Raw genomic sequence first — 15,069 nt, 5'->3', positions numbered from 1 at the left:
AACGCGGATCCCGAAGCTTCTTGTATTGATCGTCATTTCGGAGATGTTATCAGAATAATCTTCGACAAAAACGCAATGACTACCCAGGTTGCCAGCATCGGGCGCGGGAAAATTGAAACGAGTTGTTTCAACCATATTGGGAAACTGATCCATCGACTATGATCCCGAAGATATTGTCCAAGCTGCGAATTCAGTAACATATTGCTAACTCAGCTATCCTAACATCGTCGGCAACATGCAGGGAGACAATTAAACTTTTTCTTCGCAAATATGCAACAGCCATGCGGCGATCGTGGTGGTCGTTTTGAGTGATGCTGAAGTGAAACTTCCCACCAGCTTTTCCTTCCGCCAAAACAACAAAAACCGTCATTCCCGCGCAGTGAACTGACCCAAAAAAGTTGGACACCGTTTCTACTTTTTGGGGGAAGTCGATGACGAAGCATACGACGGCATTCAAGCTAAAAATCGCTAAGCAATATGTACGTGGCTTGATGGGCTATAAGGAAGTAGGCCGCATCAACAACGTTAGCTACGGCCAAGTACGCCGTTGGGTACTGTTCCACCGCTATCACGGCAAAGCTGGCCTTGAACCGAGGAAGTCTGTTCAGTACAGCGCCGATGAGAAGCTTGAGGTTTTGCGGTACATGTGGGCGAACAAATTATCGTATGTGGAAACGGCGGCCAGGTTCAATATTCGCGCGCAGGGCTACGTCGGGGTTTGGGAGCGCGATTTTCGTGATGGCGGTATAGTGCCACTGATCCGCAAACCCAGAGGAAGACCCAAGCGCATGGCTGATTTACCCAAGCAAGTTGCACCTGCCAGCGTGCATAGTGATGCCACACGTAGCCGTGAAGAGTTGCTGGTGGAACTGAACCAGTTACGGATGGAGGTCGCCGTTCTAAAAAAGCGGAGAGCCTTAGCTCAAGCGGCCGAACAGGCTGCGGCAATGCGCAAAAAGCGCACATAGTCCACGAGTTAAGGCTGCAATTTCCCATTGCGCAGTTGCTTGCGCTTACCGGTCTGAAACGTAGTACGTTTTACTATCAAAAGAAGGTTGCGCAAGACGGCGACAAGCATGCGCACTTGAAGCAGGGTATCGAGACGACCTATCAGGCACACAAGGGGCGTATGGGCTATCGGCGTATCGCTGACGTGCTGCGCAAGGCAGGCCATCGCGCATGCGCCAATACCGTCCAGCGCTGCATGCAGGCAATGAAGCTGACATCGCTGGTACGCATCAAGAAATACAAGTCGTACAAGGGGGAAGTGGGCAAGACTGCGCCGAACATCTTGCTGCGCGATTTCAACGCAGAGGGGGTGAATCAGAAGTGGGCAACCGACGTCACCGAGATGAAAGTCGCTGGTCAGAAAGTGTATCTATCACCCGTGATGGACCTGTTCAACGGGGAAATTGTAGCGTATGAAATGGACACGCGTCCGGTACTCGGACTGGTGACAGGCATGCTCAAAAAAGCCTTCCGGAAGTTGCGTGCCGACGATAAACCGATCGTCCATTCAGATCAGGGATGGCAGTATCGCATGCCGGCCTACCAGCACATGCTGGCGCAGAAAGGCATCGTGCAGAGCATGTCTCGCAAAGGCAACTGCCTCGACAACGCAGCCATGGAGAGCTTCTTCGCAGTGCTGAAGACGGAGTATTACCACCTGAACAAATTTAGTAGCGTCGACGAGTTGAAAAAAGGTCTGGCCGAGTACATTGACTACTATAATCACTGCCGTATCAAGATGAAGCTGAACGGACTGAGCCCGGTGCAATACCGAACCCAGCATTCGCTTTGATTTAATCAAAACACCGTCCAACTTTCTTGGGTCACTTCACAGGCGGGAATGACGGTTTTGAAGGTGTGGCCCACAGGTGCTCCTGGAGGACTGCGAGCCGCGCCGTAACCCCTTACAGTGTCTTGGCCAGCGCCTTGGCCTCCTCCATCTGCGAGAAGTTCTTGCTGGCCAATACCCGCTCCAGTTCGCGTTTGGCACCCGCCTTGTCGCCCGTTTTCGCCAGTCCGGCCGCCAGGTGGTAGCGGATGTCGGCCGCTTCCGGCGCCAGCGCGACCGCCTTTTGCAGCAGGATCAAGCCGCGCTTGGCGTCGCCCTGCTCGACCAGCATCCAGCCCAGGGTATCGGTCACGGCCGCGCTGCTGCCGCCCAGCTCGAACGCCTTTTCGGCGGTTTTCAGCGCGCGCGGATCTTTTTCCTGCTGGTAAGCCCAGGCCAGGTTGTTCAGCGCCGCGACATTCGCCGGCGCCTCCTTGAGCACCCCTTCAAGCCCGGCAATGGCTGCCTTGTAGCGCTTGTTGGACAGGTCGTTCTCGGCCACATACAGGGCCAGCGCCACGTCGTTCGGGTGCTCGGCCACCGCCTTGGCCAGGCGCGCATCGGCTTCCTTGCCTTTGCCGGACTGGCGCATGGCCGCGTGCAGCTTGATCAGGTTGGCGCTCGACGGCGCCAGCGCGAACGCTTTCTCGAACGAGGCTACCGCTTGCGCCGCCTTGCCCTGCCCCATCGTCAGATTGCCTTCCAGCTGGTAGCCGAGCGCTTCCTTCGGACGCTGTTTCTGCATCTGGCGCGCAATCGCCAGCGCATCGTCGACCTTGCCGGCGCGCGCGGCCAGCTCGGCCTGGGCCACCTGGGCATCGACAAAGTCGGGCTGCAGCGCCAGCGCCTTTTTCAAGTCCTCGGCGGTGGCGTTCAGGTTCTTCATCTGCGCGTGCACGGTCGCCAGGCGGAAATGCGCCATCGCCGATTTCGGTGCGGCGCCGGCCAGCTTGCCGTAGGTATCGAGCGCGCCCGGCAGGTCGTCATTGGCGATCTGCGCCTGGCCCAGCAGGTCGAGCAAATCGAGGTTTTTCGGATTGGCGACCTGGAACTTGCGCGCCAGGGTCAGCGCCTTTTGCTTCTGGCCGATCGCCAGGTAGTGCGCACCCAGGGTGCGGGCCGGGCCGATCGCTTCCGGATTTTCGCTGCTGGCTTTTTCCAGCCACTGGTTCGCTTCATCGTTGCGCCCTTGCGCCAGGGCCAGCTTGGTCAGGGCGTAATAGGCTTCGACATTCTTCTTGTCCTTTTCCAGGAAACTGACCAGCTGCTGTTTCGCCAGGTCGGGCTTTTTCTCGCGCAGGGCCAGTTGCGCCAGGTTGGCGGCGGCCGGGAAATAGTCGGCCTTGAGCGAGAGTGCCTTGTCGAAGCTGGCACGGGCGTTGACCATGTCGTTCATGCCCAGGTACACGCCACCCTTGAGGTTGTGCACCATCGGGTCGGCCGGCTGGGTCGCTTCGAGCGCCTTGGCCGCGGCCAGCGCCTTGTCGAAGCGCTTCATGCGCAGTTCGGTCATCACCAGCAGCACCGCCGCCTTGGGCGACTTGGCGTCGAGCTTGGTCGACTGTTCGAGTTCGCTCACGGCGCGCGCATCGTCGCCGGTGGCCAGCTTGCCCAGCGCCAGCGAGGTGCGCAGCCCGGCCGCGTTCGGCGCCAGCGTGCTGGCCTGCTCGAAATAGGCGGTGGCCTTGCCGTAGTCGCGCGCCTGCATGTAGGCCTCGCCGGCCAGCGCCAGCAATTGCACGTCATCCTTTCCGGACTCGAGCATCGGCGTGAGCTGGGTCAGCGCTTCGGTGGTCTGGCCCATTTTCAGCAGGGTGCTCACCATCAGCTTGCGCGCGTAGCGGTGCTCGGGCATGGCGGCCAGGTATTTGCGCAGATGCTGTTCGGCTTGCGGCATCGAGCCGAGCGCATGCTCGACCGCGCCGGCCATCAGCACGCTCGGCATGTGTTCGGGCGCCACGCGCAGGATTTTTTGCAGCGCATCCTTGGCGGCCGCGTGCTTGCCCTGAGTGAAGTCGAGCAGCGCCTGGGCGTAGGCCACCATCAGCGCGTTGGGGGTGAGCTTGCGGGCCGCTTCGAGGTCGGCCCGGGCGGCGTCGAACTTGCCTTCCGCGATTTCGACGAAGGCGCGCTCGACGTGGGCCGAGCGGTGGTTCGGCTTGAGCTTCAAGACCTGGTCGTAGGCGGCCAGGGCCGGTGCAGCCTTGGCCTGGGCGCGCAGCATGTCGCCCTTGAACATCCAGGCGGTCGCGTCGTTCGGGTTGCTGGCGACGACCTCGTCGGCCAGGCGGTTGGCTTCGTCGAGATCCTTGCGCGCCAGGGCTTGCCGGGCCGAACCGATCAGCGCGGCCACATGGCCCGGTTTCGCTACCAGGGCCTGGGCGTATAAATCCCTGGCCTGGTCGGCACGGCCGAGGCCGGCGTTAGCGTCGGCGCGCAGGGCCAGCATGTCGGCGTCGCTGCCGGCGTCGGCGGTCAGGTCGAGCACTTTCTGGTATTGCTGCTGCTGCATCAGGGCAGTCGACAGGGCGGGGACGACCTTGTCCTTGGGCACGCCCAGCTCCAGCGCCTTGCGCAATTCTTTTTCGGCCGAGACGGCGTCGCCTGTGTCGATATACAACAGGCCCAGGGTCAGGCGCGCGTCGGCGTCCGCCGGGTTTTTCACCAGCGCATTTTTCAGCTGGATCACGGCCGCCTTGCTGTCACCCTTCTGGATGAACTGTTTGGCGTCGGCCACCAGCGACGCCGACGTTTCGGTCTTGCCGCAACCGCCGACGGCGCCCAGCAGTAATAGTGCGGACACCACGGCGGCGCCGGCGTGCGTCTTGGTTCTGGTAACTGACATGACTTCCCTATCGTGTGCAACGTGAAATGTTTGGCTGAGTGACCGTGCGCCGGCCTGCTGGCCGGTCTGGGACGTTCTAATATTCTATATCGATTTCTCGGGAGAACGAGAAGAATAGCGCCCCGCCGGCGGCCGCCGTGGCGCCCCGAGGGGTGCCCGAAGCGGGGGGGGGCCGGACGCTGCTGCCGGGGGCTCGCGCAGCGCAAGGCCGGACGGGTGCGCCTAGGGTGTGTCTGACTGAATCGAAGAGAAAACCGCAATTCTCCCGTCGTTCCTGGCACTGCCAGAAACGACTTCCCGCGCAGGCGGGAACCCAAGTTAGTCGAGCCGCCCGTGGCTATGGCGCGAAATTGGGTTCCCGCCTGCGCGGGAACGACGCTACAACGGTAGCGAAATGGAGCCTCTTTGCGCCGATCAGTCAGACACACCCTAGGCGTCGTCGCCGGGAGCGAGGGTGTAGGGTACCAGGACTGTGTCGCCGGGCACGAAATCGCGGGTGTCGCGCGTGATCAGCACGCGCCCGGACAGGTTGGCGGTGGCCAGGATCACGGCATCCGGCAGGCGCATGGCATGCGCCTCGCGCACGCGCGACGCTTCCAGTGCCACCCGGTGGTCGATCGGCACCAGCTCGAACTGGCCCAGGAAGGCTTCGACCAGCAGGCGCTCGTCCTCGTCCTCGTCGACGTTTTCCATGATTTCCATCCACGTCACCACGCTGATGGCCTTGTCGACATAGTGATCGCAGGCCAGTTCCGCTTCCGGGATGCCGTTCAGATAGTCGATCAGGATGTTGGTATCGAACAGCGCTTTTACCATTCGTCGCGCAACCTGTGCTGGTAGCTCACGCCATCTTCGGGAATGCGCTTTTTCCAGATGCCGAAAGCGCTCGGTTGCGGTGCCTGGGGCCGCTCGGCAACCGCGGTCGCTGCGCGCACGCCCCTGCCTGTTTCATCGGCAATGACACCTGGAACATGGGTTACCGCGACGTCGTTCGGATTGCGGCCCATGTTGCGCCTCGAAAGTTGTTCAATGTTAAGTAGTGTATATCATCGTTTGTCAGTCGTCAGCAGACACCCAAGGGAACAAGACTACCCTTTTCGCATGGAAACACACGGAAATTCACCCCATCCACCGAATAAGCTCGGATGTAAACGCCCATTTATGCCGGAATAGGCGGAAATTCAAGTATTTACATCAAGAAGATTTGGCCGCGAAGAGTGAAAGGCAGCACGCTCGGCCACGAAGAAAATGTGCCGATTGGATACATACATACTCTTGCTCATATGGTAACGTTCTGCCGTCGGAATTGATAGCTCGCCGACAACTTCACCGTCTGCCTGGGCGGGAAGCAAAGATCGATAAAAAACGATGAATCCGGAGACTGAATGAAATCCAAGCAAACCCTGTTCCTGCTCATGGCCGCAGCCTTCGCTGCCGGCGCCACCGCCCAAACCGAACTCGCCAGCGCCCAAGGGGAACGCCCCGCGCCCGGCATGGAGATCGGCAGCGTCGACGCGGTGCTGAGCGGCTTTGCCGCGCAACACGCCAACGGCCGCAGCATGCAAGTGCAATCGATGCGCGGCAACACCGTGGCCGCCCATATCCGCGACTACGCCAAGAAAAATGGCGTGGTATCGATCAGCGGTACCGCGGTCGACACGCCCGATTCGGTGTTCGTGCTCAAAGGGAACAAGAAGGCCGTGTACGGCTACCTGCTCAAGTACGACACGCGCAAGGCCTACGAATACACCACCGACAGCGCCGGCAAGGTCTGGCTGACGGAAGTGCCGATCACCAAGATCGTGCCCGACTTCGATCCGGAGTTCCGCGACAAGCGCAGCGCGGCCATGCTGGCGATGGCGGTCTCGCATCCGGTCTACAGCCCGATGGCGCTGCGCCAGGCGCGCCACATCGGCCCGTACCAGAATGAAGACGTGACCCAGCTGCAGAGCAAACCGGGCAGCCCTTATGTGTTTTACCTCAACATCACGGCGGTGATGAACGGCAGCACGCCCCTGAACGGCGTGACCAAGGAAAACATGTACCGCGCCTGGCAATCGATCGCCGACCAGTATTCGATGCTCAACCTGAACGTGACCACCAGCCGCGCCGTGTACGACGCCGCGCGCACCACCAACCTGCTGCGCACCGGCATCATCAACTTCATCAACCAGGATGGCCGCTCGTTCGCGCCGCTGCGCTCCTTCGGCACCACCGCCGCCGGCACGCTGTACCGCAATCCATCGTCCGGGTTCGACTATGGCTACGGCATCGGCATGACCGGCGCCCACGAAGTCGGGCACCAGATGGGCATGAACCACGACCGCGGCGGCAACGGCGGCGAGTATTTCGAGGGCATCGCCGCCTACCAGTGGGGGCCGATCATGGGCAACTACTGGATGGGCGGCGGCTGGGCCAACCAGCTGTTCACGTGGAGCCGCGGCGAGTACACGACGGCCAGCAATTTCGAGGATGACCTGCGCATCATGACCGTGGACGAGGCGGTGCCGTACATGGCCGACGATATCCCGACCACGCGCGCGCTGACCTTGGGCACGGGCGGCGCCATCGATCCGACCCGCAACTTCGGCCAGATCGAACGCAACACCGATACCGATACCTTCACCTTCACCACCACCGGCACCACCACCCTGAACCTGCGCATCGACCCGCTCGAATACCTGCGCATGCTCGATGTCGACGCCAGCATCCTCAACGCGGCGGGCGCGGTGGTGTCGCGCAGCAACCTGGGCGTCAACCGTTCGGCCCAGTTCACCAATCTGTCGCTGCCGGCTGGCAGCTACCGCCTGGTGGTGCGCGGCGGCGCCGAAGGCACCCCGGCCAACGGTTTCTCGAACTACTCGTCGCTGGGACACTACGCGATGAAGGGGACGCTGGCGGGCGCGGGCGGCGGCTATCCGGTGCTGGGCAACGGCGTGGCCCTGACCGGCCAGGGCGCGGCCGCAGGCAGCTGGCAGTACTACACGATTGATGTTCCGGCGGGTAAAACCCAGGTCGCGTTCGCCCTCAACGGCGGCAATGGCGACGCCGACATGTTCGTCAAACTGGGCGGCACCCCGACCACGGCCAGCTACAACTGCAAGTCGGACGGGCCGAGCAGCGTTGAAAACTGCTCCATCAATGCACCAGCTGCAGGCCGCTACTACGTGGGCGTGTATGCCTACTCGGCCTACAACACGCTGAGCGTCAAGGCGACCTACGCGCCGTAAGCCAAAGGCAAGGACGGCAGCGGCAATCGCCCTAGCCGTCCTTGAACAGCGCCGACACCGGACAGTCGAACAGGCTGGCCAGTCCCTCGAGCAAATCGATGCTCAGGGACTTGGTGCTGTTGTTGACCACGCGCGTGAGCTGGGAGTGCGAAATCTCCACGCCCATGGCCGTCAGGCGTTTCCACAGCTCTGTGACGAAACGGATGTCGTGTTCAGCCATCAAAACCTGGACCCGCAGGACGGCTTTGCGCTGTGGCCCCTGGAGGGGCGTGGATAGGGGGGATGGTTTTAGTGTTTGCATGGGTTCGCCGTACCTCACTACGACAGGCGCCATCATACTCTTTTGCCGCTCACCCCGTTTTCATCTGTTGCAAAAAAACCCAAGCAGCGCCATTTATTTGCATCAGATGCAAATTATTTTCGATATTTGCTTGCTTTCCGATTTTGTGCATGTCAGAATGCATTCACTGGCTCAGCAAGAGCACCAACCGCAGCAACGACCACAGGGATTTACCGTGAAAACAACGACGCAACAACAGATGACGACGCAGCGCGCAGCGCGCGGCCTGTCGCTGCTTGCCAGCAGTCTGTTGGCGTCGTTGCAAGTTGCTGTTCTGGCCGCCCTGCAAGGCGCCGGCGCCGCCGGGCTCAAGGGTTACCGTACCCTCGCCGCCGCGCTTGATGCACGCCGTTCTTTGCCAGCGCCGTATTCCCACCAACATCACCAGTGGCCCGCATTTTGTGGCGCGAATTGGGAACATACAAACAACATCCGAGGGGGCAACCCCTAGCCGCGGAGGCTCACCCCTCCCCGGCTGACCGGCAGGTCAAGCTCAAGGGCTCGGATGTTCCGCAAGGACTCCGGGCCCTTTTTGTTTTGGCCAGAGGTTTAACCGCAGTACCGCAACACGCAGTCAAGCCCTTTCAGTTTGAGGCCGTCCCCGGACAACCCGGACCAGACGCAGGTTCTTTCACAATTTGGACAGGTATTAAACGGTTCCGCCTGTATCGGTATCGCACCCTCACGTGCGATACCAGTGCGGGTGGAACGGCGCGGGAATAGCTCAATCGCAGAGCGCAACCTTGACGGGTTGAGGCCGGAAGTTCGAATCTTCCATCCCGCGCCATTCCACAAAGCGCTTTCAGACAGCGCATGGCCCTGCCAGGGGCGATTCACGCCGAGAGGCTTTGTGGAATGGCAGATCAAGCCTTGGGTGACGAGCAGCATTGGCGACTGCAGCGGACTGTAAATCCGCCGTCTCCGACATACGGGGTTCGAATCCCTGGTCACCCACCATCATTCATGCGCCGCTTTCAGGCGGCGCGTATTCCTTTTTCCCCGATACGCTAACTGGTAAGCGGACGCACTGTTAATGCGTTGTAGGCCCGACAGGGTTATGCAGGTTCGAGTCCTGCTTGGGGAGCCAGATTCAATTGTGGATTAGCTCAGCTGGTAGAGCACTTGACTTTGACTCAAGTTGTCGCAGGTTCGACTCCTGCATCCACTGCCAGTTTGCCGCGTATGACCGCGCGGTTCTTTTTCAATGGTGACGTTAGCTCAGTTGGCAGAGCTTTGGATTGTGATTCCAAGGGCCGCCGGTTCGAATCCGGTACGTCACCCCACTATTCTCACCTTAGCTCAGATGGAAGAGCGCGACGCTACGAACGTCGAGGTCGCAGGTTCGATCCCTGCAGGTGGGTCCATTCAAGGCACGTGTCGCCCGCATGCGGCATTCCCATAGTTCCCGGATAGGGTTCGTGGCGAAGTCCGTGTGCGGGTTCCGGATATCAGCCCGGCACGCGCAAGCCGTGGTGCGCTCCGAAAGTTTGACGCGCACTACCCCGGCAGGCAACCGGGACCCGCACCGCGCTCGTGGTGAAAATGGCAGACACACCAGACTTAGGATCTGGCGCCGCAAGGCATTGGGGGTTCGACGCCCTCCGAGCGCACCAATCACCCATGTTCGCCGCGGTATTGAGCGCGCCTATACTGGGCCGCATTCAATCAACCGGATCGGCATGCATGAAAAAGACCGTTGTAAAACAAGCTTCATTGAAAAGCCTGGCCGCGAGCGCGCTCCAGGCGTGGGAAAGCGAAACGGGCTGGAAAGCCATCCGCGCGCTACAGATGCTTGGTTCACCCGATAACTTGGCGATGGCGCGGCGGTTTGCGGCCAGCAAAAACGCGCACAAACGCGCGCTGGCGATGTATATCGCTTCGCAGCTCAGGCGCGAGCGCTATTCAAAAGTCCGGGGTACCCAAAGCGACGAGTACGCCGTGGAGGAAACCCAGGCCTTGTTGCTTACCGGTTTAAAAGACCCGGTAACGAACGTGGTAACGGCGGCCATTTCCGGCTTCTGTCACCGTCCGCATCCATCGGCACTGCCGGCGCTGCTCGCATTCGCCACGCACGCCGATGCGGATATTCGCTTTCAGGTGGCAGCGGCCCTGGCACGATATCACGAGGATGCCTCGGTCAAGGCGCTGCTGATGCTGGCGACCGACCCTGACGACGATACGCGCGACTGGGCCACCTTTGCGCTCGGCTCCATGCACGAAGCCGATACTGCCGAGATCCGCGAGCGCCTGTGGCAAAACCATGGCGACAGCAACGACAGCGTCAGCGGCGAAGCCCTGGCCGGGCTGGCGTCGCGCAAGGATGAACGCGTGATCGCGGTTTTGCTCGAACGCCTCGATGAAGACTGCATGGTCTTCGAACTGGAAGCGGCCCAAATGATGGCACATCCGCTACTGCTGGCGTAGCTAACCGCGATCAGGAATGCGGTCAGCCGTGACGAGGGCAGCGATTCGTACTGGCATAACCGCCTTGACGACGCCATCGCCGCTTGCGGCGGCAGCAAAAAGTAATAGTTTTTATAAGGTTTCAATGGTGACGTTAGCTCAGTTGGCAGAGCATTGGATTGTGATTCCAAGGGCCGCCGGTTCAAATCCGGTACGTCACCCCATTTCTTCGATTGCGCGCTGTCTGCCGCAATCATCCAGGCACTATCTCAGTGGCGCAATTGGCAGCGCAGCGGTCTCCAAAACCGAAGGCTGAAGGTTCGACTCCTTCCTGGGATGCCATTTTTACGTGGGGTTGCCCGAGCGGTCTAAGGGCGCAGCGCCCAAGGGCACGCTGCAAAGCTGTTGTTCGCCGGTTCGAATCCGGCACCCCACTCCAATGCAGCGCAAGCGATATCGCTCGGGCGTCCCTCACGGCGCCCCGGAATGCGCGGTGCGCTGCGCCTTTTTTTCGTGCTTGCTGCTTTGCCTGCAAGGCGTATTATCACGTTAATACCTGTCCAGATTTTCATTCTCCGGCCAGCGCCCAAGCGCCGGTCTTTTCTACTATTCCATTCAAACAGGCATCAGTAAAAGTGAAAATATGACTCCGCAAATCTTAGCACTCGACATCGCAGGAAATCCATTCGGATGGATCTCCGCCCAGGAAGCGATCCACTACTACGCCGTCGGCAAGGTAGCGTGGGAACTGGGCGACCGTGAATTCTTGTTTCGCGGCGGCGTGTCGAATGCGGGCGTGCTCTCGACGATGACGGTCAAGCCGATCATTTCCATTTCGGGCAGCGAGCGCATGACCAAAAAACTGCGCGTGGCGCTGCCGCTGGGCGACGATAACCACCTGCTGTTCGCGCGCGACCGCCATACCTGCGCTTATTGCGGCAACGTCTTCGCCCGCCAGCACCTGTCGCGCGACCACGTGCTGGCGCGCACCCACGGCGGCAAGGATAGCTGGACAAACTGCGTCACCGCGTGTAAGCCGTGCAACCAGGCCAAAGGCGCCACTATGGTGCACGACTTCCATCCGCTGCTGTACGTGCCGTATGTGCCATGCCGTTTCGAGCACTTCATTTTGAGCGGCAGGAATGTGTTGGCGGACCAGCATGATTATCTGTCGGCCAAACTGCCGAAGCACTCGCGCCTGCTGGCATGAGAAAAGGATGACGGCGGCCCGCCGGCCGTCGCTTTCACTTGAGCCTGACGCAAGGTGAGGCTTTAGCATGCGGGCATGACTATCGATCAGAAAGGATCGCACATGCCCCCGCTTTCATTGTTTCATCCTGCCCCACCAACTCCACGCAGTGCCACCACATGAGCTGGCTCGACAAGCTGCTGCCGCCACGCATCCGGCGCGACGGCGGCGCTCTGCGCCAGTCGATTCCGTCCGGATTGTGGATTCAATGTCCTTCGTGCAAGGCGCCCCTGTACCGCGCCGCGCTGGAAGCGAGCCTGCAGGTGTGTCCCAAGTGCGATCACCATCTGCGCATCCGGGCCCGCGCCCGGCTCGACGCCTTGTTGGACGCCGGCGGGCGCTACGAGATCGGCCAGGAAGTGCTGCCGGTCGACAGCCTGAAATTCAAGGAAAGCAAGCGCTACACCGAACGCCTGCGCGCCGCCACCGAGGCGACCGGGGAAACCGACGCCATGGTGGTCATGGGCGGCGCGATCCTGTCGGTGCCGGTGGTGGTGGCCTGCTTCGAATTCGACTTCATGGGCGGTTCGATGGGGTCGGTGGTCGGCGAGCGTTTCGTGCGCGGGGCGCAGGCAGCCATCGACCAGCAGGTGCCGTTCATTTGCTTTACTGCCAGCGGCGGGGCACGCATGCAGGAAGGATTGATGTCCCTGCTGCAAATGGCCAAGACCACTGCCATGCTGGCCCGGCTGGCGGAAAAGAAGCTGCCCTTCATTTCCGTGCTGACCGATCCGACCTCGGGCGGCGTGTCAGCCTCGTTCTGCTTCCTCGGCGACACGGTGATCGCCGAACCGAAGGCCCTGATTGCCTTCACCGGCGCCAGGGTGATCAAAAGTACGCTGGGCGTGACCTTGCCCGATGGTTATCAGCGTCCCGAATTCCTGCTCGAACGCGGCGCGGTCGACATGATTGTGGACCGCAGGCAGATGCGGACCGAACTGGCCTCGCTGCTGGCGCTGCTGCTGAAACTTCCCAAGGATGCCGTGGCTTGAGCGCCGCGCGCCGTCGCGTACAATTTCCATTGCACAAGGTTGCTGTGCCTGAGCACCTAACTCAAAATGGAGTGTTAATCATGCGGTTCTGGACTTTACTTGTGGCCACGCCGTTGCCCTTGCGTAGAACGAGAAATTGCAGCTGGAACTATTGAAGGTCGGCGAGCTCGCCAGCCGGGCTGGCGTGACGGTGCGCGCACTGCATCATTACGACCATATCTGCCTGCTCAAGCCGTCGGCGAGCGCGCTGCGCGGACAGCTTTTGCAGCAGTAGCTCGGTGCCGAACCGGATCTGGCGAACTGGTTGTCCACCCTCGAACTGATGGGCGCGTACGACAGCAGACGAGCTGCGCCGGATACGCGAGCACGGGGGCAAGCACGGCAAGCAGTGGATCACCCTGATCGCCGCGGTGCACCAGCAGATGCAAACCGGCGCCGCACCCGGCGACCCAGCGGTGCAGGCGCTGACGCGCGAATGGTTCGCCTTGTTCAGGCAGGGCGCGGCGACAACCCCGCAACGTTGGCCAAAATGCGTCTGGCGCTCGACAGCGAGCCGGCGCTGCTGGCCGGCAGCTGGATCGATGCGGACATGCTCGCCTTTATCAGGCAGTCCGCCGCCAAGTTGCAAGCGCCCCGGTAACGGTATCGCCCCTCACGCGCGGGACAGTACTTTTTTCCAGATAAGGAATGACCTCGGCAAGCATGTCGACAGTTGAAGGCGAAGGAAACCAGTTTGAGATGCCATGAGCCGCCAGCATCGTCGTTTTGAGGAAGCAAAAAAGCGCGATATCGCTTGCTACCGCAAAAGCTAAGTTATTGAAATTCTTGAAGAAATCTGGTGCGGCTGGCGGGGATCGAACCCACGACCCTTGGCTTCGGAGGCCAATACTCTATCCACTGAGCTACAGCCGCGCTGAGGAATGTCGAACGTAACGCGAAGGATACCGTTTTTTCTGTACCCGCGTCCATGGAAAGTGTCGCGTTACAGGGAATTTGCGTTCCATAAGAGGTGCTTTGAGTCTATAATCGCGGGTTTGGCGAGTATTTGCAAGTTCCTCCATGCGAACACGACCGGCCGGCAGCTTTTTGAAAATTGTACTAAGGACATCATGAGCGACGCACACAACGAACACGAATCCGCGATCCGGACACCCAAGCAGCTCGTCGCTGCGGTGGTCGGCTTCTTCCTCGTCACTGTCATCGGCATCATTCTGCTGGTAACGTTCGTAACGACGACGAAAACCACCGGCGCCGGCACCGACAGCCAGAAGGCCGAAGCGATCGCCGCGCGTCTGCGTCCGGTGGCCGATGATGGCTACACCCTCAAGGATGCCAACGCGCCGAAGATTTTCCTCGCCGGCGACGCCGTGTACACCGCCAACTGCGTGGCCTGCCACGGCGCGGGCATCGGTGGCGCACCGAAGGTCGGCGATGCCGGCGGCTGGGCTACCCGTATTGCTCAGGGCTACGATACGCTGGTCAAGCACGCCATCGTCGGTATCCGCGGCATGCCTGCCCGCGGCGGCAATCCTGACTTGGACGATGTCGAAGTAGCGCGCGCAGTCGTGCACATGGCAAACCAGTCCGGCGCCAAGTTCAAGGAACCAGCCGCTCCTGCTCCCGCAGCAGCGCCAGCTCCGGCAGCGGCGGAAGCAGCAGCGCCAGCCGAAGCAGCAGCACCGGTGGCAGCTCCCGCAGCGGCCCCGGCTGCAGCAGCAGCGCCGGCCGAAGCGCCAAAGCTGGCCGCTGACACAGGCAAGACCGTCTACAACTCCGCATGCATCGCTTGCCACGGCGCAGGTATCGCCGGTGCGCCGAAAGTCGGCGACAAGGCAGCATGGACCGCACGCATCGCGCAAGGCGCACCAATGCTGTACGAGCACGCGATCAAGGGTTATACCGGCAAGGCTGGCATGATGCCTCCGAAAGGCGGTTCCTCGGCATCGGATGACGAAGTCAAGGCAGCGGTTGATTTCATGGTTACCGCATCCAAGTAAGCGTTCAGAACGCCCGCTAAACCGCACTTTTCAGGGCGGTTTTTTTTCGTCTGGAGAAATAGCCGAGGGAGGCTGGCGCAGGCGGTTGTTGCGAACTTGACAGGAACACATGCGTTAGCGCCAGGGGCAGGAGCGGCGCCAGTGAGCGCTCCCACACATATAACTGCCGCGAGCAT

13 protein-coding genes and 10 tRNA genes are annotated in these 15,069 nt (G+C 60.8%); 18 read left to right on the top strand and 5 right to left on the bottom strand.

What is annotated here, in order from left to right:
* Positions 1-431: 431 nt before the first annotated feature.
* Positions 432-1,801, top strand: a protein-coding gene (locus CR152_RS02730) for an IS3 family transposase (protein WP_099881933.1) whose coding sequence is annotated in 2 segments (ribosomal slippage) — positions 432-950 and positions 953-1,801 — 1,368 coding nt in all. Because the reading frame shifts where the segments join, the coding sequence is not laid out codon by codon here.
* Between the two features lie 112 nt (positions 1,802-1,913).
* Here CR152_RS02730 and prsT read toward each other — a convergent pair.
* The 3 genes from prsT to CR152_RS02715 all read right to left on the bottom strand — a co-directional run bounded on the left by prsT (position 1,914) and on the right by CR152_RS02715 (position 5,689).
* Positions 1,914-4,682: an XrtA/PEP-CTERM system TPR-repeat protein PrsT gene (prsT, locus tag CR152_RS02725; protein ID WP_099873567.1), complete on the bottom strand. Its 2,769-nt coding sequence runs from the start codon at positions 4,680-4,682 to the stop codon at positions 1,914-1,916.
* Between the two features lie 429 nt (positions 4,683-5,111).
* Entirely contained in the window at positions 5,112-5,498 is a 387-nt protein-coding gene (locus tag CR152_RS02720; RefSeq protein WP_099873566.1) for a PIN domain-containing protein, read from the bottom strand.
* Positions 5,492-5,689 carry a hypothetical protein gene (locus CR152_RS02715; protein WP_099873564.1) on the bottom strand — a complete coding sequence of 66 codons (198 nt, stop codon included), beginning with the start codon at positions 5,687-5,689 and terminating at the stop codon, positions 5,492-5,494. The genes CR152_RS02720 and CR152_RS02715 overlap by 7 nt, the downstream gene beginning before the upstream one ends.
* A 378-nt stretch (positions 5,690-6,067) precedes the next feature.
* Between CR152_RS02715 and CR152_RS02710 the strand changes: the two genes are divergently transcribed.
* Positions 6,068-7,912, top strand: a complete 1,845-nt coding sequence (locus tag CR152_RS02710) for a pre-peptidase C-terminal domain-containing protein (protein WP_099873562.1) — start codon at positions 6,068-6,070, stop codon at positions 7,910-7,912.
* 31 nt (positions 7,913-7,943) lie between these two features.
* On the opposite strand, the gene CR152_RS32640 is transcribed toward CR152_RS02710, so the two are convergent.
* Positions 7,944-8,132: a helix-turn-helix domain-containing protein gene (locus tag CR152_RS32640; protein WP_054265574.1), complete on the bottom strand. Its 189-nt coding sequence runs from the start codon at positions 8,130-8,132 to the stop codon at positions 7,944-7,946.
* Positions 8,133-8,211: 79 nt separating this feature from the next.
* Here CR152_RS32640 and CR152_RS32635 point away from each other — a divergent pair, with 79 nt between their 5' ends.
* The 15 genes from CR152_RS32635 (at position 8,212) to CR152_RS34785 (ending at position 13,536) form a co-directional block, all read left to right on the top strand.
* Positions 8,212-8,703 carry a hypothetical protein gene (locus CR152_RS32635; RefSeq protein WP_157778297.1) on the top strand — a complete coding sequence of 164 codons (492 nt, stop codon included), beginning with the start codon at positions 8,212-8,214 and terminating at the stop codon, positions 8,701-8,703.
* A gap of 262 nt (positions 8,704-8,965) precedes the next feature.
* Positions 8,966-9,039, top strand: a tRNA-OTHER gene (locus tag CR152_RS02695).
* Between the two features lie 85 nt (positions 9,040-9,124).
* Positions 9,125-9,209: transfer RNA gene (locus CR152_RS02690), tRNA-Tyr, on the top strand.
* 39 nt (positions 9,210-9,248) lie between these two features.
* Positions 9,249-9,339, top strand: a tRNA-Asn gene (locus tag CR152_RS02685).
* A 120-nt stretch (positions 9,340-9,459) separates the two neighbouring features.
* A tRNA-His gene (locus CR152_RS02675) sits at positions 9,460-9,535 on the top strand.
* Positions 9,536-9,540: 5 nt separating this feature from the next.
* Positions 9,541-9,616: transfer RNA gene (locus tag CR152_RS02670), tRNA-Arg, on the top strand.
* Positions 9,617-9,779: 163 nt separating this feature from the next.
* Positions 9,780-9,865 (top strand) — tRNA-Leu (locus CR152_RS02665).
* A 70-nt stretch (positions 9,866-9,935) separates the two neighbouring features.
* Positions 9,936-10,676: a HEAT repeat domain-containing protein gene (locus CR152_RS02660; RefSeq protein ID WP_157778296.1), complete on the top strand. Its 741-nt coding sequence runs from the start codon at positions 9,936-9,938 to the stop codon at positions 10,674-10,676.
* Positions 10,677-10,803: 127 nt separating this feature from the next.
* Positions 10,804-10,879: transfer RNA gene (locus tag CR152_RS02655), tRNA-His, on the top strand.
* A 42-nt stretch (positions 10,880-10,921) separates the two neighbouring features.
* Positions 10,922-10,997: transfer RNA gene (locus CR152_RS02650), tRNA-Trp, on the top strand.
* Between the two features lie 7 nt (positions 10,998-11,004).
* Positions 11,005-11,094 (top strand) — tRNA-OTHER (locus tag CR152_RS02645).
* 204 nt (positions 11,095-11,298) lie between these two features.
* Positions 11,299-11,865: an HNH endonuclease gene (locus CR152_RS02640; protein WP_099873554.1), complete on the top strand. Its 567-nt coding sequence runs from the start codon at positions 11,299-11,301 to the stop codon at positions 11,863-11,865.
* A gap of 158 nt (positions 11,866-12,023) precedes the next feature.
* Positions 12,024-12,896 carry an acetyl-CoA carboxylase, carboxyltransferase subunit beta gene (accD, locus tag CR152_RS02635; RefSeq protein ID WP_099873552.1) on the top strand — a complete coding sequence of 291 codons (873 nt, stop codon included), beginning with the start codon at positions 12,024-12,026 and terminating at the stop codon, positions 12,894-12,896.
* A 136-nt stretch (positions 12,897-13,032) separates the two neighbouring features.
* On the top strand, positions 13,033-13,170 hold the full coding sequence (locus tag CR152_RS34790) for a MerR family DNA-binding transcriptional regulator (protein ID WP_307718560.1): 138 nt from the start codon (positions 13,033-13,035) through the stop codon (positions 13,168-13,170).
* A 201-nt stretch (positions 13,171-13,371) separates the two neighbouring features.
* Complete coding sequence (locus tag CR152_RS34785; protein ID WP_307718559.1) at positions 13,372-13,536, top strand: hypothetical protein; 165 nt, start codon at positions 13,372-13,374, stop codon at positions 13,534-13,536.
* Between the two features lie 196 nt (positions 13,537-13,732).
* Here CR152_RS34785 and CR152_RS02625 read toward each other — a convergent pair.
* A tRNA-Arg gene (locus CR152_RS02625) sits at positions 13,733-13,808 on the bottom strand.
* A 197-nt stretch (positions 13,809-14,005) separates the two neighbouring features.
* Between CR152_RS02625 and CR152_RS02620 the strand changes: the two genes are divergently transcribed.
* Positions 14,006-14,893: a c-type cytochrome gene (locus tag CR152_RS02620; protein ID WP_099873550.1), complete on the top strand. Its 888-nt coding sequence runs from the start codon at positions 14,006-14,008 to the stop codon at positions 14,891-14,893.
* Positions 14,894-15,069: the final 176 nt, after the last annotated feature.

This window comes from Massilia violaceinigra (genome assembly GCF_002752675.1).
GTDB lineage: Bacteria > Pseudomonadota > Gammaproteobacteria > Burkholderiales > Burkholderiaceae_D > Telluria_A > Telluria_A violaceinigra.
This window is presented reverse-complemented; position numbering and strand designations above follow the sequence as displayed.

Bases quoted from the DNA above. Each gene is read 5' to 3' on its own strand.
- prsT (WP_099873567.1), bottom strand. From the start codon at position 4,682: ATGTCAGTTACCAGAACCAAGACGCACGCCGGCGCCGCCGTGGTGTCC.
- CR152_RS02720 (WP_099873566.1), bottom strand. From the start codon at position 5,498: ATGGTAAAAGCGCTGTTCGATACCAACATCCTGATCGACTATCTGAAC.
- CR152_RS02715 (WP_099873564.1), bottom strand. From the start codon at position 5,689: ATGGGCCGCAATCCGAACGACGTCGCGGTAACCCATGTTCCAGGTGTC.
- CR152_RS02710 (WP_099873562.1), top strand. From the start codon at position 6,068: ATGAAATCCAAGCAAACCCTGTTCCTGCTCATGGCCGCAGCCTTCGCT.
- CR152_RS32640 (WP_054265574.1), bottom strand. From the start codon at position 8,132: ATGGCTGAACACGACATCCGTTTCGTCACAGAGCTGTGGAAACGCCTG.
- CR152_RS32635 (WP_157778297.1), top strand. From the start codon at position 8,212: ATGGGTTCGCCGTACCTCACTACGACAGGCGCCATCATACTCTTTTGC.
- CR152_RS02660 (WP_157778296.1), top strand. From the start codon at position 9,936: ATGAAAAAGACCGTTGTAAAACAAGCTTCATTGAAAAGCCTGGCCGCG.
- CR152_RS02640 (WP_099873554.1), top strand. From the start codon at position 11,299: ATGACTCCGCAAATCTTAGCACTCGACATCGCAGGAAATCCATTCGGA.
- accD (WP_099873552.1), top strand. From the start codon at position 12,024: ATGAGCTGGCTCGACAAGCTGCTGCCGCCACGCATCCGGCGCGACGGC.
- CR152_RS34785 (WP_307718559.1), top strand. From the start codon at position 13,372: ATGGTTCGCCTTGTTCAGGCAGGGCGCGGCGACAACCCCGCAACGTTG.
- CR152_RS02620 (WP_099873550.1), top strand. From the start codon at position 14,006: ATGAGCGACGCACACAACGAACACGAATCCGCGATCCGGACACCCAAG.